We start from the raw sequence: 26,043 nt of genomic DNA on the forward strand, positions 1-26,043 counted from the left end.
ATTTGCGATTTCTAGTGGTGGGTTTAACATATCCATTTAAATATTTACCTACGGTACGTGGATCAACGCCAAGTTCTCTAGCTATCTGACTTTTGTTTACTTTCAAATTGTTTTCCTCCATAATTAACTTTAATTTATGAAGATCTTCTAACTTATTTATCTTTATTTCAGAATGAACATCTATATGTATAATCATAATTACCTCCAATTTAAATATTGATAATTATACTATACATATAATCAATTTGTACATTCTTAAATGATCACTTTCTTACATTCTTATCGTATCATTTATAATTCCTGAGAGCATTAAAAAATACGATAGAATTGAAATAGCAAAAGAGAGAAGTAGAAAAATTTTAGGAAGGGATTTCTAAAAGAGGGCTACATCATCTTAAATTATATTATAAAATATAGATATAAGTAAAAGTGAATTATTATAAACTTCGATTTTAGAGTTTTTACTCGATTATAGGCGTGTCTTTATATAGGGATATTGTTAGCCAGAGTACCTTAGTTAGGTAACATTTAGGGCAAGAAGTCTTGGGAATCATAAATCTCAAGGCTTATTATTTTTGAAATTTTTTAGATTTCATCCTCGGACTCCAAGTGAAATTAAAGGAGGATTATTTTAGAAAAGTTACACCATCAATAGTTTTACTGATTGTGATAATTATTACTCTTATATATTAATATAATAATTATAGTAGTGATAGATAACATTATAATCAACTTTTGTTACTATTGCATAACCATTAAAATTCATATTAGAGATAAAAAAGTCATATCAAAAATGAAAAAGTTGTGTTAAAAATAATAAAGTCATGTTATGTGTAAGTAACAAATTCTAAAACCTCGCATCTTATCATTCTGAAAAAATTTCTTTCAAGTGAATCTCAAGTTCATCAAAACTTGGAGATACTGCACTGTTACAACCATTATAAACGCCGTTCTGTTTGTATTCGCCTTCTTTTTAAACATAGACTTCAATAGTTTTAAGTTTTGGGTTAACTATCCAATATTCTTTCACACCAAATTCCATATAAGTATTATATTTTCTTATTCTGTCATGACTTTGGTTGGAAGGGGAAATTATTTCAATAATTAAGATGGGTACACCATAATATGCGCTTTCCCTCAATCCTGCCTTATCACAGATTAACATCAAGCCACGCTGAACCTTGAAATTCAAGGTCTTTTCTTTATTTATGAGCCATAAATCTAAAGGGGAGATAAACACTTCACAGGGTTTACCCCTAAAATAATTCCTGAATTCTGCTGCAATATTTAATAAAACCCGCTGGTGTTCTATTGATGGGAATGGAAGACAGATAATTTCGCCATTAAAGTATTCAAGTCTATTTCTCCTTTATCCATCTCTAAAAACTCTTCAAGGCTTACCGTTTTCGTTTTAGGAGACATATTTTCACTTCCTTTTCAATAATATTTTACGCTATTCTATGGAGATAAAACAACATATTTGTCGGCAAATAGTCAACATATAGAAGTCCAAGAAGTCTTAAAGGGTACTAAAGTAATGAGGATTAAAGGATTTAGGAGAAAGTCACCTTTAATCCTTATTGTATTAATGTTATGTCTCATTAAAATATGAATTGTCGTTTTATTCGGATTTCAGTCTCTTTATGTAACCATACAACATCCTGATTATTTCAACCAATTTTGCATCTAAAGAATTATATTGTTCTTTGGAAATATATTTACTCTGATAAGCGGTTATGAGATGATTTCTGGTTTCGCCAGCTGTATAACCCAAAAAAACTCGTGTCACGAATAATAAAGTTGTGTTAAAAATAAAAAAGTCATGTTAAAAGTCATGGTGAAAATAGGGTAGAAAACCTTATTGAGTCTATAGGATTAAGGGTTAAGGTATAAGGGTAAAAGTATTGATTTTATTAGGTTTGAATGGTGTATTGATAAAAGATATTGATTAAAACTTTCCCCTTTTCCCTTGATACTTATCCCTATTTATGACACGACTTTTTTATCTAAAATGAGAGGGGAAATAGGAAAATATTAGGGTAAAGTAACAAGGGAAATGGGTGATTTTTGACATGACTTTTTTATATGGAAGGAATTAGAAGAATAGGGTTAAGGATAGATGGGGCAAGGGTTTGAGGGGTGTTGGGTTTTGACATGAGTTTTTTATTTATATACAGTATTGTATATACTGTATTCTACAAATAAACTTGTTTAACTGTAAAAAAATCGTTCAAATAGAAAAAAAGTTGTTTAAAAAATAGAGAGAAAATCAGATATAAAAGCCTGATTTTCTCTTTTTTGTTGAGTTTTATTTTCTTAGATGACTTTAAATCTTTTTTAAAATATTTATTAAAATTTAAAAATATTGTTTCTTATGAGATGAATATTCCAATAATTACTATTTTAGGATTTATATTATGAGAAAAATTTTTATGAAAGATTTAATATATAAAAAGATTTAATATATAAATTAAATGGACTTATAAAAAAATAAATAATATAATAATCTTGTCGTAAAATACAAAAATATATAAAAAATTATATTATTGGAGGGAAACTGGATGAAAATTTTAATAACTGGAGCAAAAGGTCAACTGGGAATGCAGATAATAAAAATGATAAGTAGCATGAATTCAGAACTTGGACCTTTAAATGAAGCATATAAAACTGCAGAAGTTTTTGGGGTAGATATTGATGAATTAGATATAGCTGATTTAAATTCTGCAAAAAAATACATTTTAAATATAAAACCAAATGTAATAATAAACTGTGCAGCCTATACTAATGTAGATGGATGCGAAACAAATGAAGATATAGCATTTAAGGCAAATGCTATAGGACCAAGGAATTTAGCTATAATAAGCGAAGAAATAGGAGCTAAACTTATACATATATCTACAGATTATGTTTTTCAAGGGAATGGAAGTAAACCATATAGAGAATACGATATTCCAAAACCTAATAGTGTGTACGGAAATACAAAATATTTAGGAGAAGAATATGTAAAACAATTTTGCAGTAGATACTTTATAGTTAGGACAGCATGGCTTTATGGATATTATGGTAAAAATTTTGTTAAAACCATAATAAAAGCAGCAAAAGAAAATGGCAAATTAGATGTAGTTAACGATCAAAGAGGTAATCCAACAAATGCGGAAGATTTAGCATATCATTTACTAAAACTTGCTTTAACCGAAGAATATGGAATATATCACTGTACAGGAAATGGAGAATGCAGTTGGTATGACTTTGCATGCAGGATAGTTGAATATTCTAATATTAACTGTAGTGTAAATCCAATTACGTCTGAAAAAATTAATCGTGCAGCCAAAAGACCATCTTACTCTTCTTTAGATAATATGATGTTAAGATGTACAGTTGGAGATGAAATGAGACATTGGGAAGAAGCATTAAAGATGTTTATAAAAAATATATAAATTTAAAATGAAAATGTAGTTTTAGTACATTAAATATTAATATATTAAAAACTACAAAAAAATCTTAGAATAGACATATTCATGGAAACATTATATAATATTTGTATATTAATAGATTAATTTGAAGAAGGAGAAAGAAAAATGAAGGGTATAATACTTGCAGGTGGATCAGGAACAAGACTCTACCCTATAACAAAAGCAGTATCTAAACAAATACTTCCAATATACGACAAACCTATGATTTATTATCCTTTATCAGTTTTAATGTTAGCTGGTATAAGGGAAATATTAATTATTTCAACGCCAAGAGATATAGGTACGTTTAAAGAACTTTTAGGCGATGGAAGTCAATTAGGATTAAGATTAGAATATGCAATACAAGATAAACCAAGAGGTCTTGCAGATGCATTTATAGTTGGAGAAGAATTTATTGGAAATGATAGAGTAGCTTTAGTACTTGGAGATAATATTTTCTATGGCTATGGTTTTTCAGAGAGGCTTGAAAGAGCTGTAAAAAGGGAAGAAGGAGCTACTATATTTGGTTATCATGTAAGCGATCCAACACAGTTTGGCGTTGTAGAATTTGATAAAGACAATAATGTAGTATCAATAGAAGAAAAACCTAAAGTTCCAAAATCTAATTATGCTGTTCCAGGGTTATATTTTTATGACAATGATGTAGTTAAAATAGCTAAAAATATAAAACCTTCTCCTAGAGGAGAATTAGAGATAACAGCTGTAAACAATGAATATTTAAAAAGAGGTAAGCTTAAAGTTGAACTTTTTGGAAGAGGAATGGCTTGGCTTGATACAGGAACTCATAGAGGACTTTTAGATGCAGCTAATTTTGTTGAAGCTATACAAACAAGGCAAGGTTTATATGTAGCATGTATAGAAGAAATTGCCTACAGAAAAGGATTTATAGATAAAAATGAGCTTATAGCTTTAGCAGAACCTTTATCTAAAATAGAGTATGGACAATATCTTTTAAAAGTAGCAAATGAAATACAGAAGTAATAAAGAAAATGAGGAATGGGAAATTGAATAATAAATTTATTACTTTTTTAAAAAATTTATCATATACATTATTTTCTAATCTGACTTCTATGATAGTATCTTCTGTAGTAGTTTTGATAGTACCTAAATTAATAGGAGTTAAAGAATATGGATATTGGCAATTGTATTTATTTTATTCTTCATATGTAGGTTTTTTACATTTTGGTTGGAATGATGGTATATACTTAAGATATGGTGGCAAAGATTACAATAAACTTAATAAAAAAGTGTTTTTTTCACAATTTTGGATGTTAACTATTATGCAGTTGATAATAGGTATATCTATATTTATTATATCTAATATTTATATAAATGATATTAATAAAATGTTTGTATTTAAAATGACTGCGTTATGTTTATTTTTAACTAATTCTAGGACAATGCTATTATATATTTTACAAGCTACAAACAGAATAAAAGAATACGCTCAAATAACTCTTATAGAAAAAATTTTTTATTGTATATTAATCATTATGTTTTTAATGATAGGAATTAGAGAATATAAGCTAATGATTGTAGCTGATCTAATTGGGAAATTAATTTCTTTATTATTTTCTATATATTGTTGTAAAGATATTGTTATTAAAAATATATCATTTTTTTATTTAAATCTAAAAGAAACAATAGAAAATATTAATGTGGGTATAAAATTAATGTTTGCTAATATAGCAAGTATGCTAATAGTAGGGATTATAAGATTCGGCATTGAACACACATGGGATGTTGCTACTTTTGGTAAGGTATCACTTACATTAAGTATTTCTAATTTAATAATGATATTTATAAATGCGGTTGGGATAATAATGTTTCCTATAATGAAAAGGACAGATGAAAAAAAATTATCAAAAATATATTTAGTTATTAATAGATTTTTAATGACATTTTTATTTGGAATACTTATAGTATATTATCCTTTAAAAATGATTTTATCATTATGGTTACCAAATTATTCTGAAAGTTTAAAATATATGGCATTAGTATTTCCTATGTGTATTTATGAAGGGAAAATGTCTTTACTAATAAACACCTATTTTAAGACATTAAGAAAAGAAAAATTAATGTTATTTATAAATATAATATCTGTAATACTTAGTTTGATGCTTACGTTTATATTTACTTTCGTATTTAAAAATTTAATATTATCAATTGTATCTATAGTAATATTATTAGCATTTAGGTGCATTTTGGCTGAAATTTTTTTATTTAATATACTTAATATTTCATTAAGTAATGATATTATTTTTGAAACAATTATGACTATAGCCTTTATATTGACAGGTTGGCTTACCAATTCATGGATAGGACCTATAATTTATTTATTGATATATATAATATACTTATTTATTAAAAGAAAAAATATTGTATATGCATTTAAAACAACAAAACAATTAGTCAAAGATTAATTTTAAAAATATAATTAATTATAATAAATTACATTTTAAAATTTTATTATATTCAGGAGGATGTTATGAAAACATATTTAGTTACAGGTGGAGCAGGATTTATAGGATCAAATTTTGTTCATTATATGCTTAAAAAATATAATGATATAAAAATCATAAATTTAGACAAGCTAACTTATGCTGGAAATCTTGAAAATTTAAAATCAGTAGAAAATGATGCAAGATATACATTCGTTCAAGGAGATATATGTGATAAGGAATTAATAGAAAAATTATTTAATGAAAATGACATAGATTATGTAGTAAATTTTGCAGCAGAATCACATGTAGATAGAAGCATACGAGAGCCAGAAGTATTTGTACATACCAATGTACTTGGTACAGTAACTTTACTAAATGGTGCAAAAAACGCATGGGAAACAGAATGTGGATTTAAAGAAGGCAAAAAATATTTACAAGTTTCTACAGATGAAGTGTATGGATCTTTAGGTGAAACAGGATATTTTACTGAAACTACACCAATAAATCCACACAGCCCATATTCTTCAAGTAAAGCAGGAGCGGACTTAGTTGTTAAAGCATATTTTGATACATACAAGATGCCAGTAAATATAACAAGGTGTTCAAATAATTATGGACCATATCAATTTCCAGAAAAATTAATACCTCTTATAATAAATAATTGTCTTAACAAAAGAACACTTCCAGTATATGGAGATGGACTTAACATAAGAGATTGGCTTTATGTTGAAGATCATTGCAAAGCAATAGATATGGTTATAAATAGTGGAAGACTTGGAGAGGTTTACAATATTGGAGGGCACAACGAAAGAACAAATATACATATAGTAAAAACTATAATTGAGTATATAAATGAAAATGTTGATAATACAGTAACAGAAGAATTAATAAAATATGTAGAAGATAGAAAAGGTCATGATAGAAGATACGGCATTGATCCAACAAAAATAAAAGAGGAACTTGGATGGTACCCTGAAACTGTTTATGAAGAAGGAATAAAAAAGACTATAAAATGGTATTTAGAAAATAGAGAATGGATGGAAAGAATAACATCAGGTGAATATACAAAATACTATGAAAAAATGTATGGAAATAAGTAAGGGGATGAATATACATGGGACAGTTTAAATTTACTGAAACAAAAATAAAAGGTGTATATATAATAGAACCTAAAGTATTTGGAGACCATAGAGGCTACTTCATGGAAACATATAATTATGAAGATTTTAAAAATGCAGGGCTTGATATGGTGTTTGTTCAAGATAATCAATCAAAATCTAAGAAAGGAGTATTAAGAGGACTTCACTTTCAAAAGCAGCATGCACAAGGTAAGTTAGTTAGGGTAATAAGCGGAGAAGTTTTTGATGTAGCTGTAGATTTAAGAAAAAATTCACCTACTTATGGACAATGGGAAGGTATTAGATTAAGTGCTGAAAACAAAAAACAGTTTTATATACCAGAAGGCTTTGCACATGGCTTTTTAGTTCTTTCAGATGAAGCAGAATTCGTATATAAATGTACAGATTTTTATCATCCAGAATTTGAAGGTGGAATTCTTTGGAATGATCCTGATATAGGTATTGAATGGCCTATGGATGGAATAGAAGAAGTACTATTATCAGATAAAGATAAAAAAGCCCCATTATTAAAAGATTGTAATATAGAATTTTAGTAAAAATTTAAGTATGTAAAATGAAATAAGATACAATATATTTACTTTTTTGTTTTAATAAATTTGAAAAAATGGCTGAATATTAGTATAATAAAATATGCATTGTTGACATATAGTGAGATTTTATGTCAAATTTGTAGGGGGAAATATTTATGGAGAGTGTAAGCAAAGAAGATTCTGTTTATAAAGATGAAAATATTAATAAATTTGAAAAGAGCAAGGGGTATTATATAACAAAAAGGTTTATAGATGTTTTAGGCTCTTTGTTTGGAATAATTATATTAAGCCCCATAATGATAATAACAGCTATTTCAATAAAAATTGAATCAGGTGGATCAATTATATTTTCACAAGAAAGAGTAGGAAAAAACGGAAAGCTTTTCAAAATGTATAAATTTAGATCTATGGTAGAAAATGCAGAACAATTACTTGATAAACTTAAAGACAAAAATGAGATGTCTGGACCTATGTTTAAGATGACAGATGATCCTAGAATAACAAAAGTAGGAAAATTTATCAGAAAAACAAGTATTGATGAATTACCACAATTATTTAATGTCCTTAAAGGGGACATGTCTTTGGTAGGCCCAAGGCCAAATCTTCCTAAAGAAGTAAGCCAATTTACCAATTATCAAAAGCAAAAATTATTAGCAAAACCAGGGCTTACATGTTACTGGCAAGTTATGGGAAGAAACAGTATAGATTTTGAAGATTGGATGAAATTAGATATAAAATATATAGAAGAAAGAAATACATGGATTGATATGAAATTAATATTTAAAACATTTTTTGTATTATTCGGAGATGAAAATGCTAAATAGAGGAGTGTATCATTAATGTTATGTGCTTTAATAATGGCAGGTGGTAAAGGTGAACGTTTCTGGCCTTTATCTACAGATGAAAAACCTAAACAATTTCTTAATCTTTTGGGTGAAGATACAATGATTCAAATGACAGTTAAAAGGCTTAAAAAACTAATTCCAATGGAAAGAATATTTATTGTTACCGCTAAAAGATATGTTGAACTTGTTAAATTACAGTTACCAGAATTACCTGAAAGAAACATAATAATAGAACCTGTAGGTAAAAATACTGCTCCATGTATTGGGCTTTCTGCTTTTATAATAGATAAATATTATAAAGATGCAACTATTGCTGTGTTGCCTTCTGATCATTTAATAAAAGATGAAGATAAATTTAGAGAAATATTAAATGCTGCTAATGAATTTATTGAAAATAGTAATGATGCTATAGTTACTATAGGTATGAAGCCAGATAGACCGGAAACCGGGTATGGATATATAAACTATGGAGAAGTATTTAAAAATATAGGTGGATTAGAAATAAGAAATGTTAAAAAATTTGTAGAAAAACCTAATATAGATACTGCCAAAAAGTACTTACAGAGTGGTAATTTTTTGTGGAACGGAGGTATGTTTATTTGGAAAACTTCCACTATTTTAAAGCTCACACGAAAGCATCTTAATGAAACTTATGAAATATTAAGAGAGATAGCTGCTACCGATGATGATGAATTTGAAGTGATTTTAGATAAAAAATACAATGATGTAGAAAGTATATCTGTTGACTATGGAATTATGGAGAAAGCAGAAAACATATATGTAATTCCAAGTGATTTTGGATGGGATGATGTGGGAAGTTGGTTGAGCTTATCAAGATACAGACAAAAAGATAAATTTAATAATGTGCATTTAGGTGATGTAGAAATATTTAATGGAAAAAATAATATTATTGTTAGTTCAAGTAAACCTATTGTAATTGCAGATTTGGATAATATTATTGCTGTTGAAAGCAATAATATAATCTTTATTAGTTCAAGTAAGACAATTGATAATATAAAAAATATTAAAAATACTATTAACGAACAATAATTATATTTAATTTATAGTTTTTAGAAGGAGGAAGTTATTATAAGAATTTTAATAGATGCGACTTCGCTAATAAGGAAAGCGACTGGAATAGAATATTACACATTACAGATTGTAAAAAATTTAATAAAGTATGACAAGGAGAATAATTATACTATTCTTTTTAGAAATAAAATTCACGATGAGTTAGTGGAATATAAAAACAAAGCTGAGTTTATTATTTGTAAAAGTAATAGCCAAATATTTTGTGAACAAATATGGATACCTTTTATTGTAAATAAAGTAAAGCCAGATGTAATACACTTTCCAGCTTTTCCACCTGGATTATTAGTAAAACATAAAAATATTATTTTTACTCTTCATGATGCTACGATGTGGAAATTTCCTGAGACTATTTCTTATAAGAATAAGCTCTATATGAAACCTTTAAGTGAAATAGCAATAAAAAAATCAAAATACATCTTTACCGTATCTAATAACTCAAAGGAAAATATATGTAGCGTATTTAATAAATATACATCTAAAGTTGTTGTAACTGGTGAATCTATATCAGAAAAATTTAATAAGATCAGCAGTTTAGATGATATTAATAATGTTAAGAATAAATTTAATACTGGTGAAAGATATATTTTATCTGTTTGTTCATTAGAACCAAGGAAGAACATACCTAAGCTGTTAACTGCATTTAGTAAGGTTATACAAGATGACAAATATAAAAATATTAAATTGGTTTTAGTAGGGAGAAGAGCTTGGGGCAATAATATAATAAATCAAAAGATTCAAGAGTTAAATTTAAATAATAATGTAGTTATAACGGGTTATATAAGCGATGAGGAATTAATTGCTATTTATAATGGAGCATATTGTTTTATATATCCATCGATTTATGAAGGATTTGGCTTGCCAATTTTAGAAGCAATGGCTTGTGGAATACCAGTAATAACTTCTAATGTTTCATCAATTCCAGAAGTTGCGGGGGATAGTGCTATATTGATTAATCCAAATAATGAAAATGAAATGGTAAATGAAATTAAGAATATTTTATCGAATGACACAATTAGAATGGAATTAATAAATAAGGGATATAAAAGATTAGAAAAATTTTCCTGGATAGATATTGTCAAAAAAATGATTAGATATTATCGGGAGGCTTGTTGTGAATAATATTTGTAATATTTTTGATGTAAATATAAATAATTTAACTTGGGATGAACTTATAGATCTTGTTAATAAAGCTGTTGAGGATAAGAATTCTAGTAAGTACCTTTTAACAATAAATGTTGATCATGTTGTGAAAATGCAAGATGATAAAGTATTTTATAATATTTACAAGAATGCTGATATTGTAACGGCTGATGGAATGCCCATAATATGGGCATCTAAACTTCTTGGGAAACCAATAAAAGAAAAACTTTCAGGTTCAGATATTTTGCCTAAATTATTACCCCTAATTGAAAAGAAACAATATAGAATATTTTTTTTGGGAGCTGCAGAAGGGGTTGCTGAAATGGCTGCTAATAATATTAAAAAGAAATATAAGAATATACAAATTGTCGGAACATATTCTCCTAGCTATGGATTTGAGAAGAATGAAGAAGAAAATAGAAAAATTATAAATATGATTAAAGATGCAAATGTTGATATTCTTTTTGTTGGGTTAGGAGCTCCAAAACAGGAAAAATGGATTTCAAAATATAAAGAAGAATATAAAGTTCCTTTATCACTAGGTGTTGGTGCTACATTTGATTTTATAGCGGGGAATATAAAAAGAGCACCTAAATGGATGCAAAACGCAGGTTTAGAGTGGTTTTGGAGATTTATTCAAGAACCGAGAAGATTATTTAGAAGATATTTTATTGAAGATATTAAGTTTTTTAAAATAGTTGCTAAAGAATATTTTATTCAAAAATATTAAGAAAGGATATTTAGATTTATGGAAAATCAACCTCTAGTTTATATAATACTTATAAATTATAATGGGTGGAAAGATACAATTCAATGTATAGATAGTATTAGAAATATAGATTACAATAATTATAAAATTGTAATAGTAGATAATAATTCCAAAGATAATTCAGTTGAAAATATAAAAAAAATATATCCCAATATAACAATATTAGAGGAAAATGTTAATCTAGGGTTTGCAGGGGGTAATAATGAAGGAATAAGATATGCTTTACAGAATAATGCTGATTACGTATTACTTTTAAATAATGATACAGAAGTTAAAAAAGATTTTCTAAGTGTTTTAATTGAAAGAATTAAAAAAGAACCTAAAATAGGTATAGCAACAGGTAAAATAAATTATTATGATAATAAAAGAATTATATGGTATGCTGGTGGAGTTTTCGATAAGTTAAAAGGTAATTCATATCATATTGGAGTAGATGAAAAAGATAATAATCAATATGATGAAGAAAAGGAGATATCCTTTATATCAGGTTGTTTTATGTTAATACCTTCAAAAGTTTTTAATGATATAGGGTTACTAAGTGAAGATTATTTTTTATATCATGAAGATACTGATTTCTGTTGTAAGATAATGAGTAAAGGTTATAAGTTGTTTTATTATCCTAAATCCATAATCTATCATAAAGTTAGTGCATCTACAGGAAGAAAATCTAAGCTTTATGATTACTATTATACAAGAAATAGATGTATATTAATTAGTAAAAATTTAGTTGGAGGATATAAGTATATAGCGTATACATTTTTTTTTGTAACAAGAATAGTAAAATTTTTAAGCCCAAGTACTAGGAGAACCGTTATAATTAAAGGAATAAATGATTTTATAAAAAAAAGATGGGGATACCAAAGAATTGAATAGTAAAAAGGGTGGTTTTATGATTGACAAAAAAAAGATAAAATTTGAAAAACATATATATAGCAATAAGTTATTTGAGCTTATATTATACATTATTATAGTTTATTTAGCATTAATTATGCCTTTTATGCAACTGCAGATGATACTTTTAAATAAAGTACTCATAAGAGGAATGCATTTACAAGTTTTTATCTTATTTTTAACATTATTATATGTTGGAGTAGGAATTTATGAAGGTAAAAAAATAGTTAAAGACAAATTATCTGTAATATCTATATTATTTATTTTGTTTATTGGTTTAGATAGTTTTTTTGTATTTGTTACACTTTCCTATAAAATTGGATATATAGGATATGTATTAAATACTCAATTTTTTATATTTCTAAGTATAGTTGTTCTGGTATTTCCACCAGAAATAAAATTGGAAAAATTAAAGAAATTTTTATATCTACTATATGTTATTGCTTTTATAAATATTGTAGTCGCTTTTATTCAACATTTATTTAATACCAGAATATTTCCATTTGCTAAAGATAATGCGGGTAATATTCTAATTCAGTTTGATACATTTAATTTGAGTGGATTAGTAAGAGCAACTGGAACTTTTTCATCAGGATTGAAACTTGGAATATTTATGCTGTTTATTTTATCAATTCATATAATAAAATTCTATAATAGTTATAAAAAAGTTAGTTTTAGAGTTAAAGTTATAAATATTGTATTTATATTATCTTTACTACTTTCAATATATTTTACTTATACTAGAAATGTTTATTTTCTTACTTTATATATTTTTATTTATTTAGCAATATTTAAGTTTCTAAACAACAAAATAAAAGATTTGGTATTAAATATATATCCATTAGCAATACCTATAATATATATCTTAGGGTTATTTGTTGTTGTACCTATAATTTCAAAGATATTTAATAACACTATGTTTTCTTCACAAAGTTTTTTAACTCGAGTATATTTTTGGAAAAATCAATTAGTTGATATAAAGAGTTGGAAAATTTCAAATATACTCTTTGGCAAATTTATAGTTCAAATACAAAACCCAAAAAGTAAATTATATAATGTACCAGAATTAATATTAGATAATATATATTTAAATTATATTAGTTTTATTGGAATTATTGGATTAGTATTTTTTTTGCTAATTATATGGATGTTATATAGAAAAATTTACAAATTAGCATACAAAAAATCAGCATTAATTGTTTTGGCTGCATTTATATCTGCAATTTATACAATTGGAACTTTAAATTTATTAGAAGATATATATATTTTAATTTCTTTATTTTTTCCATCTATGTTTATCAGAGAATTTTTATTACCAGAAGATGAAAATACGCATTAAAATAATATTAATGTAAGCGAAAATTTGAAATTGAATAATAAGAAAATAATGAAATCATAACGCAAAATTTAAAATAAATTAAGAAGATATTGAACGAAACATATAGAAAAATTAATTGAGTTTGACTATGAAAATAATTTAACTATTAATATAGCTAGAAAGGCATTAAAGAAAAGGACATTTTAATGAATATTTAAAATTTTGTTATTAATATGACAGGTTAAGTGTTGAAAAATATTGTGTTTGAGAACATTAATATACAACTATAACTGTGGAAAGAAACTTATTATATCAAAAAAGAGATGCTAAAATAGAGATATTGTAATCAGATGGATATATTAAAATCATATGTAATTTTAGAAATTTAATATAGATTATTTATTTAAATCTTGTAATTTTGATTTCTGTAGGAATAGTAAATGGAATTAATATGAAGTATTTACTTATATATGTGATATATGTTAGCATCCAAATTTCTATGTTTTTGTTTAAAGGTAAAATATATTTGATTATTTAATAATAATATTGCTTATTACCCAGGAAGACATTAGATGATTTTTAAAATAAAAAGGCGAGTTGTGTTACAATGAGAATAATCTATAATTTAAAAATAAAGTGTCAGTATTATCATTCATGACAAAGATAGGGCAAATGCAATTATAGAAGGTATAAGGGAAGGTTTTTGCTATAATAGAAAATTAAAAATTAATACTAGGGAGAGTAAATCAATATGAATATATGTTGTATTATTGTTACATACAATATAGATAATGAATTTGAAAAATGTTTTCATGCTATAAAAGATCAAGTTGATAAAGTAATAATAGTGGATAATGGTTCTAATAAGGATACATTAAATTATTTAGATAAAATAAATGGGGAATATAATATAAAATTAATTAAAAATAAACAAAACATGGGAATTGCTTATGCACTTAATCAAGGGGTTAAATATGCCTTAAAAAACAATTATGATTGGATTTTAACTATGGATGATGATAGTGAGGCTACTCCTAATATGGTGTCTACAATGATTAATACATATAATAGTATAGATGTTAACGAACAAAAAAATATATTAGGAATTTTTCCACATCATATAGAGGTAGGACTAAAATGTAATAATATGAATAATGTAAATTTAGATAAAAATAATGAATTATTTGAGTATGTACATAGTGATATAACTTCTGGGAATTTATTGAAAAGAGAAACTTTTGATATTATAGGTCTATATAATGAAGACTTATTTATAGATTATGTTGATCATGAGTTTTGCTATAGAATATTGGAGAAAGGCTATAAATTAATAAAATTAAAAAATGCGGTATTGTTCCATAGGCTAGGTAATACTAAGCAAAAAAATTTTCTATGGAAAAAAAATAACATATACTAATCATTCTAGTTTAAGAAGATATTATATAACTAGGAATCGATTTTATGTTTGGAATAAATTTAAAGATAAACAATTAAAAAACATTCAAAAAGTAGATAAAATTAATTTTATTAAAGAAAATATGAAAATTTTTTTATTTGAAGATAATAAAATAGATAAAATTAAAATGGCTTTAAGAGGATATAAAGATTATAAAAAAGGTAAGTATGGAAAATATGTTTGATAAAGTTTTCAAACTTATTAAACATATAATTAAAAATCAACTCATTTTTATCATTATTATGGAGGAAGATTTATGATTGAAATATATAATAATTCTAAAATATTTGTAGCATGTCCCGCAAAACAAACTACAGGAGGACCAGAACTTCTTCATCAATTAGTATATAAACTTAATAAATTGGGATACAATGCATATGTTTTTTATTATGGAGATTTTAAAGGGGATCCTGTTCCAGATGAATATAAAAAGTATAAAACTTTATATGTAAGTAAAATTGAGGATTTAAAAGAAAATTTACTTATAGTACCAGAAACAAATACTGGTCTATTATTTAAGTATAAAAATATTAGGAAATCAATATGGTGGCTAAGTGTTGATAATTATTTTGAAAGTATTAAAAATATGAAAATAGGATTTAAAAATAAAATAAAGTTACTATTAGGATTAAATAAATATTTTGATTTAGATAATTCAAATAATATATATCATTTAGCTCAATCTGAATATGCTTTAAATTTTTTAAAAAATAAAAATTTAACCAATATATATTATTTATCAGATTTTTTAAACAAAGATTTTTTGGATAAAAATGTTAATTTAAATATTAGTGAAAAAGAAAATATAGTAGCATATAATCCTAAAAAAGGATTTGAGTTTACAAAAATGCTTATAGAAAATGGACCTGATATTAGATGGGAACCTATTGTTAATATGAAACGAGATGAAGTTATTAACTTATTAAGAAAATCTAAAGTATATATAGATTTTGGGAATCATCCAGGGAAGGATAGAATTCCTAGAGAAGCTGCAATTTGTGGATGTTGCGTAATAACAGGTAAAAAAGGCTCTGCGAGATTTTATAATGATGTTCCAATTGATGATTCATTTAAATTTGAAGATAGTCCTTCAAATTTAGAAAAAATAATTTATAAAATAAAAGAATGTTTTTCTAATTATCAAGAAGAAACAAGAAAATTTGATAAATATAGAGAAATAATAAAAAAATCTGAAAGTGAATTTGAAAAAGATATTATTAAAATATTTAAAAAAATATAAATTAAACAACTTAAATATTTTAGCAAACAACTGATTTCTATATTTAAGAGGAGTGTTTTTAATTGAAAGAATATGATTATTTAATAGTAGGAGCAGGATTATTTGGTTCTGTATTTGCCTATGAAGCTAAAAAAAGAGGGAAAAGGTGTTTAGTGATTGATAAAAGAAGTCATATAGGTGGGAATATTTATTGTGAGAATATAGAAGGAATAAATGTTCACAAATATGGAGCTCATATATTTCACACCAATGATAAAGAAATATGGGATTATGTAAATAGTTTTGTAGAATTCAATAGATATACTAATTCGCCTGTAGCTAATTATAAAGGTGAATTGTATAATCTTCCATTTAATATGAATACATTCTATGCATTGTGGAAAGTTAAAACTCCAAAAGAAGCAAAAGAAATGATTAATAAACAAGTTGAGGAAGCAGGTATTAAAGAACCTAAAAATTTAGAAGAACAAGCTATTAAATTAGTAGGAAGGGACATATATGAAAAATTAGTAAAAGGTTATACTGAAAAGCAATGGGGGAAGCGTGCTACAGAACTTCCAGCTTTTATAATTAAAAGGCTTCCTGTAAGATTTACTTTTGATAATAATTATTTTAATGACAGATATCAAGGCATACCGATAGGTGGATACAATGTTATAATTGAAAAAATGTTAGATGGTGTTGATGTAAAACTTAATATTAATTATTTCGAAAATAAAAATGAATTAGATAATATTGCAGGTAAAATAGTATTTACCGGAATGATAGATGAATTTTATAATTATAAATTTGGTGAATTGGAATATAGAAGTCTTAAATTTGAGAATGAAATTGTTGATATAGATAATTATCAAGGGAATGCAGTAATCAATTATACTGAATATGAAATACCTTATACAAGAATAATTGAACATAAGCATTTTGAAGGTACTGAAAGTTCAAAAACCGTAATTACAAGGGAATATTCGTCTAAATGGAGAAAAGGTGATGAGCCTTATTATCCTATTAATGATGACAAAAATAATTCTTTGTATTTAAAATATAAAGAATTAGCTGATAAAGAAAAAAATATAATATTTGGTGGCAGGCTTGGAGAGTACAAATATTACGATATGCACCATGTAATAAGGAAAGCATTAGATACAATAAAAAAAGAATTTAATGAATAATAAAATGATGTGCATTTTATATAGTTTAGGAGAAATCTATGAGTGTTATAAAAAATTACATATATAATATTATGTATCAAATACTAATTTTAATTATACCTTTAATAACAGTACCATATGTATCTAGAGTATTAGGGGCAGACGGAGTAGGAATAAATTCTTATACAAATTCTATAGTTCAGTATTTTATATTATTTGGGATGCTTGGAATAGGGTTGTATGGCAATAGAACTATTGCTACTGTTAGAGAAGACAAAGAAAAATTAAGTAAAACTTTTTGGTCAATATATACTCTTCAAATTATAACTTGTTCTATATCTATAGTAGCCTATTTATTATTTATATTTATTTTTTTTAAAAAATACTTGGTGGTAGCTGTTATTCAATCTTTGAACATAGTTGCAGCAGCTGTAGATTTATCATGGTTTTTCATGGGACTAGAGCAATTTAAAAAAACTGTAACTAGAAATAGTGTAGTTAAAATAATAAGTGTTATATTTATATTTTTATTAATTAAAGATAAGAATGATATAATATTATATGTACTTATTTTAAGTATTTCTAATTTAATGGGAAATTTGATTATGTGGGGATACTTAAAAAATATTATAAATTTAGATGCTATAAAAGAAGTTAAGCTGAAAAATATAGTAAAACATTTAAATAATACAGTGATATTATTTATACCTCAAATTGCTACTCAAATTTATACTGTTCTTGATAAAACTATGATTGGAATTTTTGCCAATACTACAGAAGTTGGAATATATGAAAATTCTGAGAAAATAGTAAAAATAACATTAGCTGTTGTTACATCTCTAGGAACAGTAATGTTACCTAGAATGGCTAATATGTTTTCAAAAGGAGAAAAAGAAAAAATTAATGAATATATCGATAAATCAATAAAATTTGTTTCTTTTGTAGCTATACCAATTATGTTTGGCATAGCTACAATTTCGAAAGAATTTGTTCCTTGGTTTTTTGGTGAAGATTTTTCTAAATCTAGTATAATAATACCGATAATAAGCCCTATAATTTTATTTATTGCTTGGAGTAATGTATTAGGAATTCAATACATGATCCCAATTGGGAAAAATAAAGAATTTACTTTTTCAGTAACAATTGGAGCAATTGTAAATTTTGTACTTAATATATTTTTAATAAAACATTTTGAATCAATTGGAGCAGCAATTTCAACTGTAATTGCTGAGGTAACTGTTACTATTGTTCAAATTTATATATTAAGAAAAGATATAAATATAAGTTCATATTTTGAAATTATAAAGTGTTTTATTGCAGGAGCAATTATGGCAGTAGGAGTAAGACTTGTAGGTTATTTCTTGGGAATAGGAGTTATTACAACATTAATTCAAATTTTTATTGGAAGTATTGTTTACTTTGTATTGATGATATTATTAAAATCTTCTATTATAAATAATATCATCCAATATAATAAAAATAAAAAAATGTTTTTAAAATAATTCTATTAAAAAATATATTAACTTAAGTAAAATTTATATATTAATTTAATATTATAAATAAAAGATTGAAAGATACATTGGGGGGGTTGATAATGAATAACTTTAAAAGATTAAAATTATTTATTTTAATTTTTACTTTTTTACTTTTTTCGAATTTTTTTAATATAAATACTGTTTATGCTTCTGAGTCAACAGATAAATTTATAACAAGATTATATAGAACTATGTTAAATAGAGAGCCAGATTTAGATGGATTAAAATTTTGGTCTTATCGATTAGAAACTAAAGATAGCGCCTCAGATATAGTTAAAAGTTTTTTTGAAAGTGAGGAATTTAGAAATAGAAAACTTACTGATGAAGAATATGTAAGTATGCTTTATAAATCAATTTTGGGAAGAAATTATGATAAAGAGGGACTAGCAGCTTGGATAAAAAATTTAAATAGTGGTTATAGTAGATTAAGAGTGTTAACTGAGTTTCTTAATTCACCAGAATTTTCAAATCAATGTGTAGAACTTGGTATTAAAAAAGGAACAATATTCCTAACAGATCCAATTGATATAAGACCGGATGCGGTAAATTTTATAACTAGTTTATACAAAAATGCATTAAATAGAGTTCCAGATGATAATGGATTAAGATTTTATGTATCAGTAATTGCAAATAATAAAATAACTGGTTCAGCATTAGCAGAAGCCTTTTTACTTTGTCCTGAATTTATAAATCGCAATGTATCAAATGATGAATTTATAAAAATTATTTATAAATCTTTTTATAACAGAGAGCCTAATGAGATTGATTTAAAATCATGGACTAATTTACTGAATAATGGTTACACAAGAAGAAGATTAATTGCAAGTATAGTATATACTGATGAATTTAAAAATAATATTACTAAATATAAAATTTCGGTAGGGAACATTGAACTAAAAGAAGCAATAGATAGAAGACCAGATTTAGTACAATTTGTTACAAGGCTATATAATCAAATTTATAATCGACAACCTGATTTAGATGGTTTAAAGTATCATGTATCAAGGTTGGATAGTAAAAAGATAACAGCTGCAGAATTTATAGAATCTTTTATTTTTACTACTGAATTTAAAAATAATAAATTAAATTACAATGACTATATTAATATGCTATATAGAAGTATATATGGAAGAGAAGCTGATTCAAGTGGAAAGTCATATTGGCTTGATAAACTAAATAATGGATATAGTAAACGATGGGTTTTAGCTGGTTTTGTAAATTCAGATGAATTTCAACAATTAAGTAACAAATATGGATTAAATAAAGGACAAATAATTACTAATGGAAATGACATACTTAAACCTATAATTTCAATAGATAATCCTATATCAGGATTTATTATGAAAAATGATTTAAATATAAATGGTTGGGCAATTAATCCTTCTGGAATTAAAACAATTAATATTTATATTGATGAAAAATTTTTTTCAAGTACTACAGTAAGTAATAGTAGAGAAGATATAGGCAAGTTATATTCTGATTATCCAAATGCTGAAAATAGTGGTTATAGTTATATTTTAAAATTTGATTCTATTTCTATAGGTCCACATAAGTTAACAATACAAGCTATCGGTAATAATGGTACTAAAACTGAACAAAGTGTTAATTTTCAAAAGGGTAATGCATATGTAACTTATACTAATTATCCTATTGCATTTGATGATTTTGTAAATAAACAAATAGGAAATACTCCAGCACTTCAAGTAAAAAATGCTAATGGAATATATGAGTTGAGATATGCTATAACACAGAATGGTCAACAAGGATATTATATTAAAGTATATAAGAAAAATCCTGATGGAAGTATTGAAAAGGATGAAAATGGGAATAATAAAACAGAAGATATATTTTTTAATAATCCAGCTCAATATAATGCTATAAAACAGGAAATAATAAATAAAGCTGACCCAATTACATTGTCAAAAGATGAAACTCAAATATATCAATTTTTAAAGTTAAGTTATGTTGATGGAATTTCGGCATCAGATTTAAATGATATATTTAACCCTAATGGAGTTCTAAATGGAAAAGGGCAAGTGTTTATAGATGCTGCTAAAGCATATAATGTTAATCCTGTATATTTAGCTGCACATGCTATTCATGAAACTGGTAATGGTACATCTGATTTAGCTAAAGGCATAATTGTTAATGGAGTTAAAGTATACAATCTTTTTGGTATAGGAGCTGTTGATTCAAATCCAAATGGAGGAGGAGCGCAGACTGCTTATAATAATGGATGGGATACAATAGACAAGGCGATTTATGGCGGTGCAAAATGGATTTCTAATGGATATATAAATGCAGGACAAGATACCTTATATAAAATGAGATGGAATCCAAGTAATCCTACCGTACATCAATATGCTACTGATGTTAAATGGGCATATAACCAAGCTTTTAAATATAAAGAAATTTTTGATTCTATTTCAAATATTAAATTAGTATTTGAAATACCTAAATTTAAATAAAATAAAATTAATCCATGTGTTATATTATATACATGGATTAATTTTTTAAAATAATTAAAGCACAGGAGGATAATTATATGGCAAAAAATAAAAATAAAAAAATAATTTTCATATTAGTAGGAGTATTATTAGTTATTGGGTTGGCAGTATATATTTCATTAAAATTTTCAAATAAAAATGTTGATAAAATTGGATATACTAATAATCAAAAAATTAATGAAAATAAGATAATTGAAAATAATACTAATGAAAGTGATAATGAAAAATCAAATATTGTTGATAGTAATACAGATAAAAAAAATACTGACGAAAAAAATACAGATACTGAAGTTATTAATAATGATAATAGTGATAAAGAAGAAGTAAAAGAGAGCAAAGATAAAGATTCTAGTAATAAAACTAACTCTAAAATAACTAGTGAAGATGCAGAAAAAATAGTTAATAAATATGTAGGCGGCGATAATTTTAAAATAGAGTGTGAGTATGATCATAACGATAAAAGAGATGGTATAGAATACTATGTAATTCATGCTTATGAGAAAATGGAAGACCATGTAGCTACAATAGGTTGGTATTATGTTAATGTAAATACTGGAGAAGCTTATGAATGGGATTTAATAAAAGATGAATTAATTCCATTAAAATAATTAATAAATAAGTTATAAAGCTTAAATTGTTAATTAATAAAAACATTATTAATAACTTTGTTATATATTAAGAGGAATTAAATATGATTTTGATGATAGATAATTATGATTCTTTTGTATATAATCTTTTTAGATATTTTAAAGAAATAAATGAAGAAATATGTGTATATAGAAATGATAAAATAACTTTAAAGCAGATAGAAGAATTAAATCCAGAAGCAATAATACTATCGCCTGGTCCTAAAAGTCCATTAGAAGCGGGTATTTGTTTAGATGTAGTACATTATTTTAAAGAAAAAACTCCTATTTTTGGAATTTGTTTAGGGCATCAGACAATTTGCAGCTATTTTGGCAGTAAAATAATAAAAGGGGAAAAACCTGTTCACGGGAAAGTAACCCCTATTTATCATAACAGTCAGGGAGTTTTTAAAGGACTTAAAAATCCTATAAATGTAACAAGATATCATTCATTAATAGTTGATAAACATACTTTGCCGTCAGAGCTTAAAATTACTGCTGAAACTGAAGATGGTGTAATTATGGCAGTTAAACATAAAAAATACTTAATTGAAGGTGTTCAATTTCATCCTGAAGCTGAACTTACAGAATATGGACATCAGATGCTAAAAAACTTTTTATTGGAAGTTAGAGGCAGGAGGAATACATTTTGAAATTATCAATTAAAACTATTAATACTTTGCTAGATCCATTTGATATATATTCTATTTTTAAAGATGAAATTAATTCGGCTATTTTAGATAGTGGAAGTGATTTTTCTAATCTTGGCAGGTATTCATTTATTGGTATCAATCCATTTTTGACTTTAAAAGCAAAAAATGGATTGATAAAATATAATGATGTAATTGAAAAGGGAGATATATTTAAAAAATTAAATTATATTTTAGAAGAATATAATATTGAAAATAAAACAGGATTACCTTTTGTAGCTGGAGGAATTGGATATATTTCTTATGATATTGGAATGGAGATAGAAAATATCTCTAAAAAAGCTCATGAAGATATTAATATACCTTCTTTATATTTTAATTTTTATGATAATATAATTATTGTTGATAATTTATTAAAAAAAACTTATATTACAGCGTTAGGAATACTTAAAGACACTTGTTCTAGTATTAATGAAATAGAGAACAAAATAAAAAATGGCAAAAAAATTGTTTACGATGATGCAGACTATAATATTAATAAAAAAATTTTTAAATCTAATTTTATTAAAGAAGAATATATAAACACTGTAAATAAAGTAAAAGAATATATAAGAAATGGGGATACTTATGTTCTTAATTTGTCGCAAAGATTTACTTGTGATTGTAAAAGAAAGCCTTATGAAGTTTATAAAGACTTAAGGCATATTAATCCTGCTCCTTTTTCTGCATTTATGAATTTGGATGAATTTGCAATTTTATCTTCGTCGCCTGAGAGGTTTTTAAAAATTAAAGATAGACTAGTAGAAACTCGCCCAATAAAAGGCACAAGACCAAGAGGAAAAAATAATAAAGAAGATGAATTATTTTTAAAAGAACTCAAAAATAGCGAAAAAGATAAATCTGAACTTTTAATGATTGTAGATTTAGAGAGAAATGATTTAAGCAAAGTATGCAAACCTCATTCAGTAAAAGTTAAAGAAATGTTTAAAATTGAAACATATCCTTCAGTACATCATTTAGTATCTACTGTAATTGGAGAACTTGAAGATGAAAAAAGCAGCATTGATTGTATTAAAGCATGCTTTCCTGGGGGATCTATTACTGGAGCACCTAAAATACGTTCTATGGAGATAATTAATGAACTTGAGAAGGCTCGAAGGAATATTTATACGGGTTCAATAGGGTATATAGGTTTTGATGGTAACATTGATTTAAACATAATAATAAGAACTATATTAATGATGGAAGGTAAAGCGTCTTTTGGTGTTGGAGGAGGAATTACATGGGAATCTGATTGTGCTTTTGAATATGAAGAAACTCTTCATAAGGCGGCTGCTCTTATGAAAGTTCTTGGGAAAGAAGGGCCTATATGATAATCAATTTAATAAAAAATGATAAGCCTATTATAGAATATGACAGTGGTTTCTTTTTTGGTAAAGGCTTATTTGAAACTATTCTTATTTTAAAAGAACCTGTTTTTTTAGATGAACATTTAGAAAGATTAAATAAAGGTCTTAAAAAATTAGAAATTAATAATGAAGTTAATTCAAAAATGGTTTATGATAATATATGTGGAGTTACAAATTGTGCACTTAAAATTATGGTTTCTGAAAAAAATATAATTTTAAGTGCACGTGAGCTAAAGTATACAGAAGATTATTACGATAGAGGATTTAAAATTAAATTAAGCAGCATTAAAAAAAATCCTGAAAGCCCAATTGTGAGTTTAAAAAGTTTTAATTACCTTGAAAATATAATTGAAAAAGAGAAATGGCAAAAGCAAGGATTTGATGAAGCTGTATTTTTGAATATAAATGATTATATTACAGAAGGAACTATGTCAAATATATTCATAATTTTAGATGATTTTATATTAACGCCTTCCGTAGAATGTGGACTTTTAAATGGAGTTGTCCGTAATTTTATTATTAATAAATTAGGTTCAAAATTTAATATAATTGAAGGGAAAATACCATTAAGTGTTATTAAACAATGCAAGGGAATGTTTATTACAAACAGCTTGCTTGGTGTTATGTGGGTTAGACAATTTGAGAATTTATATTTTCCCAAACACAAAATTTATGAAGAAATAAGGAACTATTATAATGAATATATTAAAAACAATAAAGCTAAAAAAGGAGTTAAGTCATGATAGATCATAACAAAATAAAAGAAGCAGTAAAAATGATAATTGAAGCAATAGGTGAAGATCCTAAAAGAGAGGGGCTTATTGAAACTCCTGATAGAATAGCAAGAATGTATGAAGAAATATTTTCAGGTATAGATGAAAGTGCAAAAAAGCATTTGTCTAAAACTTTTTCTGTTAAAAATAATGATATAGTGATTGAAAAGGACATACCTTTTTACTCCATGTGTGAACATCATTTTTTGCCTTTTTATGGGAAAGTCCATATAGCTTACATACCAAATGGTAAGGTTGCAGGGTTAAGTAAACTTGCTAGAACTGTAGAAGTATATGCAAAAAGACCACAGCTTCAAGAAAGAATGACTTCTGATATAGCAGATGCATTAAAAAAATATCTTGATGCACAAGGTGTTATAGTTATAATAGAGGCTGAACATCTATGCATGAATATGAGAGGAATTAAAAAGCCAGGAAGTAAAACTAAAACTTTAACAGCCAGAGGAATATTTGAAGAAAATTTAAAACTTAGAGAAGAAGCTCTTGAGCTTATTAGAGATTAGGGTGAAAGAGATGAATGAAAATATAGATAGAATAAATATAATACTTAATAATAAGTTTTATATTGAATGTATTAAAAAAATTGAAAATTATGAAGAAGATAGAATTTATTGCAAGCATAATATAGAACATTTTTTAGATGTAGCAAGAATTGCTTATATTATAAATTTAGAAAATAAACTAAATATAAAAAAGGATATTATATATGCTGCAGCTCTTTTACATGATATTGGAAGATTAAAACAATATGAACAAGGAATTCCTCATAATATTGCTGGCTGTGAATTATCAATTGATATTCTCAAATCAGCTAATTATAATGAAGAAGAAATAAATGAAATAACTAAAGCTATTTCAGAACATAGAAATTTAGATAATAATGAAAATAAATTAGCAAGTATTATTTATTTTAGTGATAAAAAATCTAGAAACTGTTTTAAATGCTCTGCAAGAGAAAGTTGTAATTGGAAAGAAGAAAATAAAAACTTCAACATTATATACTAACAATTTTGGGGACTAAATAAATTAATTTAGGG

General features: G+C 25.5%; 25 protein-coding genes. 22 read left to right on the forward strand and 3 right to left on the reverse strand.

Annotation, left to right across the window (positions count from 1 at the left end):
- The 3 genes from B5D11_RS09495 to B5D11_RS09505 form a co-directional block, all read right to left on the reverse strand.
- Positions 1-196, reverse strand: a 196-nt coding sequence (locus B5D11_RS09495; RefSeq protein WP_078682796.1) for a helix-turn-helix domain-containing protein, incomplete at its 3' end; no start/stop codon positions are given.
- A gap of 777 nt (positions 197-973) precedes the next feature.
- A complete protein-coding gene (locus B5D11_RS12845; RefSeq protein WP_347476906.1) occupies positions 974-1,336 on the reverse strand; it encodes a Uma2 family endonuclease in 363 nt (120 codons plus the stop codon).
- 285 nt (positions 1,337-1,621) lie between these two features.
- Positions 1,622-1,789, reverse strand: coding sequence for a four helix bundle protein (locus B5D11_RS09505; RefSeq protein WP_242942271.1), 168 nt, complete (start codon positions 1,787-1,789; stop codon positions 1,622-1,624).
- A gap of 772 nt (positions 1,790-2,561) precedes the next feature.
- Between B5D11_RS09505 and rfbD the strand changes: the two genes are divergently transcribed.
- The 22 genes from rfbD to B5D11_RS09615 all read left to right on the forward strand — a co-directional run bounded on the left by rfbD (position 2,562) and on the right by B5D11_RS09615 (position 26,011).
- Positions 2,562-3,437 carry a dTDP-4-dehydrorhamnose reductase gene (gene rfbD / locus B5D11_RS09510; RefSeq protein WP_078682798.1) on the forward strand — a complete coding sequence of 292 codons (876 nt, stop codon included), beginning with the start codon at positions 2,562-2,564 and terminating at the stop codon, positions 3,435-3,437.
- A gap of 141 nt (positions 3,438-3,578) precedes the next feature.
- Complete coding sequence (rfbA, locus tag B5D11_RS09515; protein ID WP_078682799.1) at positions 3,579-4,454, forward strand: glucose-1-phosphate thymidylyltransferase RfbA; 876 nt, start codon at positions 3,579-3,581, stop codon at positions 4,452-4,454.
- Between the two features lie 23 nt (positions 4,455-4,477).
- Positions 4,478-5,896, forward strand: a complete 1,419-nt coding sequence (locus tag B5D11_RS09520) for a hypothetical protein (RefSeq protein ID WP_078682800.1) — start codon at positions 4,478-4,480, stop codon at positions 5,894-5,896.
- A gap of 65 nt (positions 5,897-5,961) precedes the next feature.
- Positions 5,962-7,017 (forward strand): dTDP-glucose 4,6-dehydratase, encoded by a 1,056-nt coding sequence (gene rfbB, locus B5D11_RS09525; protein ID WP_078682801.1) that lies wholly within the window; start codon positions 5,962-5,964, stop codon positions 7,015-7,017.
- A 14-nt stretch (positions 7,018-7,031) separates the two neighbouring features.
- Complete coding sequence (rfbC, locus tag B5D11_RS09530; protein WP_078682802.1) at positions 7,032-7,589, forward strand: dTDP-4-dehydrorhamnose 3,5-epimerase; 558 nt, start codon at positions 7,032-7,034, stop codon at positions 7,587-7,589.
- Between the two features lie 152 nt (positions 7,590-7,741).
- On the forward strand, positions 7,742-8,410 hold the full coding sequence (locus B5D11_RS09535; RefSeq protein ID WP_078682803.1) for a sugar transferase: 669 nt from the start codon (positions 7,742-7,744) through the stop codon (positions 8,408-8,410).
- Between the two features lie 15 nt (positions 8,411-8,425).
- Positions 8,426-9,481, forward strand: coding sequence for a mannose-1-phosphate guanylyltransferase (locus B5D11_RS09540; protein ID WP_078682804.1), 1,056 nt, complete (start codon positions 8,426-8,428; stop codon positions 9,479-9,481).
- A 186-nt stretch (positions 9,482-9,667) separates the two neighbouring features.
- The gene (locus tag B5D11_RS09545) at positions 9,668-10,642 is read left to right on the forward strand and encodes a glycosyltransferase family 4 protein (protein WP_078682805.1); all 975 of its coding nucleotides are present in this window, start codon (positions 9,668-9,670) and stop codon (positions 10,640-10,642) included.
- Positions 10,635-11,393, forward strand: coding sequence for a WecB/TagA/CpsF family glycosyltransferase (locus B5D11_RS09550; protein WP_242942272.1), 759 nt, complete (start codon positions 10,635-10,637; stop codon positions 11,391-11,393). Before B5D11_RS09545 ends, B5D11_RS09550 begins: the two co-directional genes overlap by 8 nt.
- A gap of 18 nt (positions 11,394-11,411) precedes the next feature.
- Entirely contained in the window at positions 11,412-12,305 is an 894-nt protein-coding gene (locus B5D11_RS09555) for a glycosyltransferase family 2 protein (RefSeq protein ID WP_078682806.1), read from the forward strand.
- Positions 12,298-13,662 (forward strand): O-antigen ligase family protein, encoded by a 1,365-nt coding sequence (locus B5D11_RS09560; RefSeq protein WP_078682807.1) that lies wholly within the window; start codon positions 12,298-12,300, stop codon positions 13,660-13,662. The genes B5D11_RS09555 and B5D11_RS09560 overlap by 8 nt, the downstream gene beginning before the upstream one ends.
- A gap of 730 nt (positions 13,663-14,392) precedes the next feature.
- Positions 14,393-15,058: a glycosyltransferase gene (locus B5D11_RS09565; RefSeq protein ID WP_078682808.1), complete on the forward strand. Its 666-nt coding sequence runs from the start codon at positions 14,393-14,395 to the stop codon at positions 15,056-15,058.
- Between the two features lie 295 nt (positions 15,059-15,353).
- Positions 15,354-16,337: a hypothetical protein gene (locus tag B5D11_RS09570; protein WP_078682809.1), complete on the forward strand. Its 984-nt coding sequence runs from the start codon at positions 15,354-15,356 to the stop codon at positions 16,335-16,337.
- 62 nt (positions 16,338-16,399) lie between these two features.
- Entirely contained in the window at positions 16,400-17,506 is a 1,107-nt protein-coding gene (gene glf / locus B5D11_RS09575; protein WP_078682810.1) for a UDP-galactopyranose mutase, read from the forward strand.
- A 38-nt stretch (positions 17,507-17,544) separates the two neighbouring features.
- Positions 17,545-18,987 carry a flippase gene (locus B5D11_RS09580; protein WP_078682811.1) on the forward strand — a complete coding sequence of 481 codons (1,443 nt, stop codon included), beginning with the start codon at positions 17,545-17,547 and terminating at the stop codon, positions 18,985-18,987.
- 92 nt (positions 18,988-19,079) lie between these two features.
- A complete protein-coding gene (locus B5D11_RS09585) occupies positions 19,080-21,488 on the forward strand; it encodes a DUF4214 domain-containing protein (RefSeq protein WP_078682812.1) in 2,409 nt (802 codons plus the stop codon).
- A gap of 77 nt (positions 21,489-21,565) precedes the next feature.
- Complete coding sequence (locus B5D11_RS09590; protein ID WP_078682813.1) at positions 21,566-22,135, forward strand: hypothetical protein; 570 nt, start codon at positions 21,566-21,568, stop codon at positions 22,133-22,135.
- Between the two features lie 83 nt (positions 22,136-22,218).
- Positions 22,219-22,806: an anthranilate synthase component II gene (locus B5D11_RS09595; RefSeq protein WP_078682814.1), complete on the forward strand. Its 588-nt coding sequence runs from the start codon at positions 22,219-22,221 to the stop codon at positions 22,804-22,806.
- Complete coding sequence (gene pabB / locus B5D11_RS09600; RefSeq protein WP_078682815.1) at positions 22,803-24,176, forward strand: aminodeoxychorismate synthase component I; 1,374 nt, start codon at positions 22,803-22,805, stop codon at positions 24,174-24,176. Before B5D11_RS09595 ends, pabB begins: the two co-directional genes overlap by 4 nt.
- Positions 24,173-24,955, forward strand: a complete 783-nt coding sequence (locus tag B5D11_RS09605; RefSeq protein WP_078682816.1) for an aminotransferase class IV — start codon at positions 24,173-24,175, stop codon at positions 24,953-24,955. Before pabB ends, B5D11_RS09605 begins: the two co-directional genes overlap by 4 nt.
- On the forward strand, positions 24,955-25,509 hold the full coding sequence (folE, locus tag B5D11_RS09610; RefSeq protein ID WP_180377000.1) for a GTP cyclohydrolase I FolE: 555 nt from the start codon (positions 24,955-24,957) through the stop codon (positions 25,507-25,509). Before B5D11_RS09605 ends, folE begins: the two co-directional genes overlap by 1 nt.
- A 10-nt stretch (positions 25,510-25,519) precedes the next feature.
- A complete protein-coding gene (locus B5D11_RS09615; RefSeq protein WP_242942273.1) occupies positions 25,520-26,011 on the forward strand; it encodes an HD domain-containing protein in 492 nt (163 codons plus the stop codon).
- Positions 26,012-26,043 lie beyond the last annotated feature (32 nt).

Origin of the sequence: Clostridium sp. USBA 49, from assembly GCF_900167505.1 — a bacterium.
GTDB classification, from domain to species: domain Bacteria; phylum Bacillota; class Clostridia; order Clostridiales; family Clostridiaceae; genus Clostridium_AT; species Clostridium_AT prolinivorans.

Bases quoted from the DNA above. Each gene is read 5' to 3' on its own strand.
- B5D11_RS09605 (WP_078682816.1), top strand. From the start codon at position 24,173: ATGATAATCAATTTAATAAAAAATGATAAGCCTATTATAGAATATGAC.
- rfbB (WP_078682801.1), top strand. From the start codon at position 5,962: ATGAAAACATATTTAGTTACAGGTGGAGCAGGATTTATAGGATCAAAT.
- B5D11_RS09595 (WP_078682814.1), top strand. From the start codon at position 22,219: ATGATTTTGATGATAGATAATTATGATTCTTTTGTATATAATCTTTTT.
- B5D11_RS09535 (WP_078682803.1), top strand. From the start codon at position 7,742: ATGGAGAGTGTAAGCAAAGAAGATTCTGTTTATAAAGATGAAAATATT.
- rfbD (WP_078682798.1), top strand. From the start codon at position 2,562: ATGAAAATTTTAATAACTGGAGCAAAAGGTCAACTGGGAATGCAGATA.
- rfbC (WP_078682802.1), top strand. From the start codon at position 7,032: ATGGGACAGTTTAAATTTACTGAAACAAAAATAAAAGGTGTATATATA.
- B5D11_RS09565 (WP_078682808.1), top strand. From the start codon at position 14,393: ATGAATATATGTTGTATTATTGTTACATACAATATAGATAATGAATTT.
- B5D11_RS09580 (WP_078682811.1), top strand. From the start codon at position 17,545: ATGAGTGTTATAAAAAATTACATATATAATATTATGTATCAAATACTA.
- B5D11_RS09540 (WP_078682804.1), top strand. From the start codon at position 8,426: ATGTTATGTGCTTTAATAATGGCAGGTGGTAAAGGTGAACGTTTCTGG.
- B5D11_RS09585 (WP_078682812.1), top strand. From the start codon at position 19,080: ATGAATAACTTTAAAAGATTAAAATTATTTATTTTAATTTTTACTTTT.
- B5D11_RS09615 (WP_242942273.1), top strand. From the start codon at position 25,520: ATGAATGAAAATATAGATAGAATAAATATAATACTTAATAATAAGTTT.
- rfbA (WP_078682799.1), top strand. From the start codon at position 3,579: ATGAAGGGTATAATACTTGCAGGTGGATCAGGAACAAGACTCTACCCT.
- B5D11_RS09590 (WP_078682813.1), top strand. From the start codon at position 21,566: ATGGCAAAAAATAAAAATAAAAAAATAATTTTCATATTAGTAGGAGTA.
- B5D11_RS09570 (WP_078682809.1), top strand. From the start codon at position 15,354: ATGATTGAAATATATAATAATTCTAAAATATTTGTAGCATGTCCCGCA.
- B5D11_RS09555 (WP_078682806.1), top strand. From the start codon at position 11,412: ATGGAAAATCAACCTCTAGTTTATATAATACTTATAAATTATAATGGG.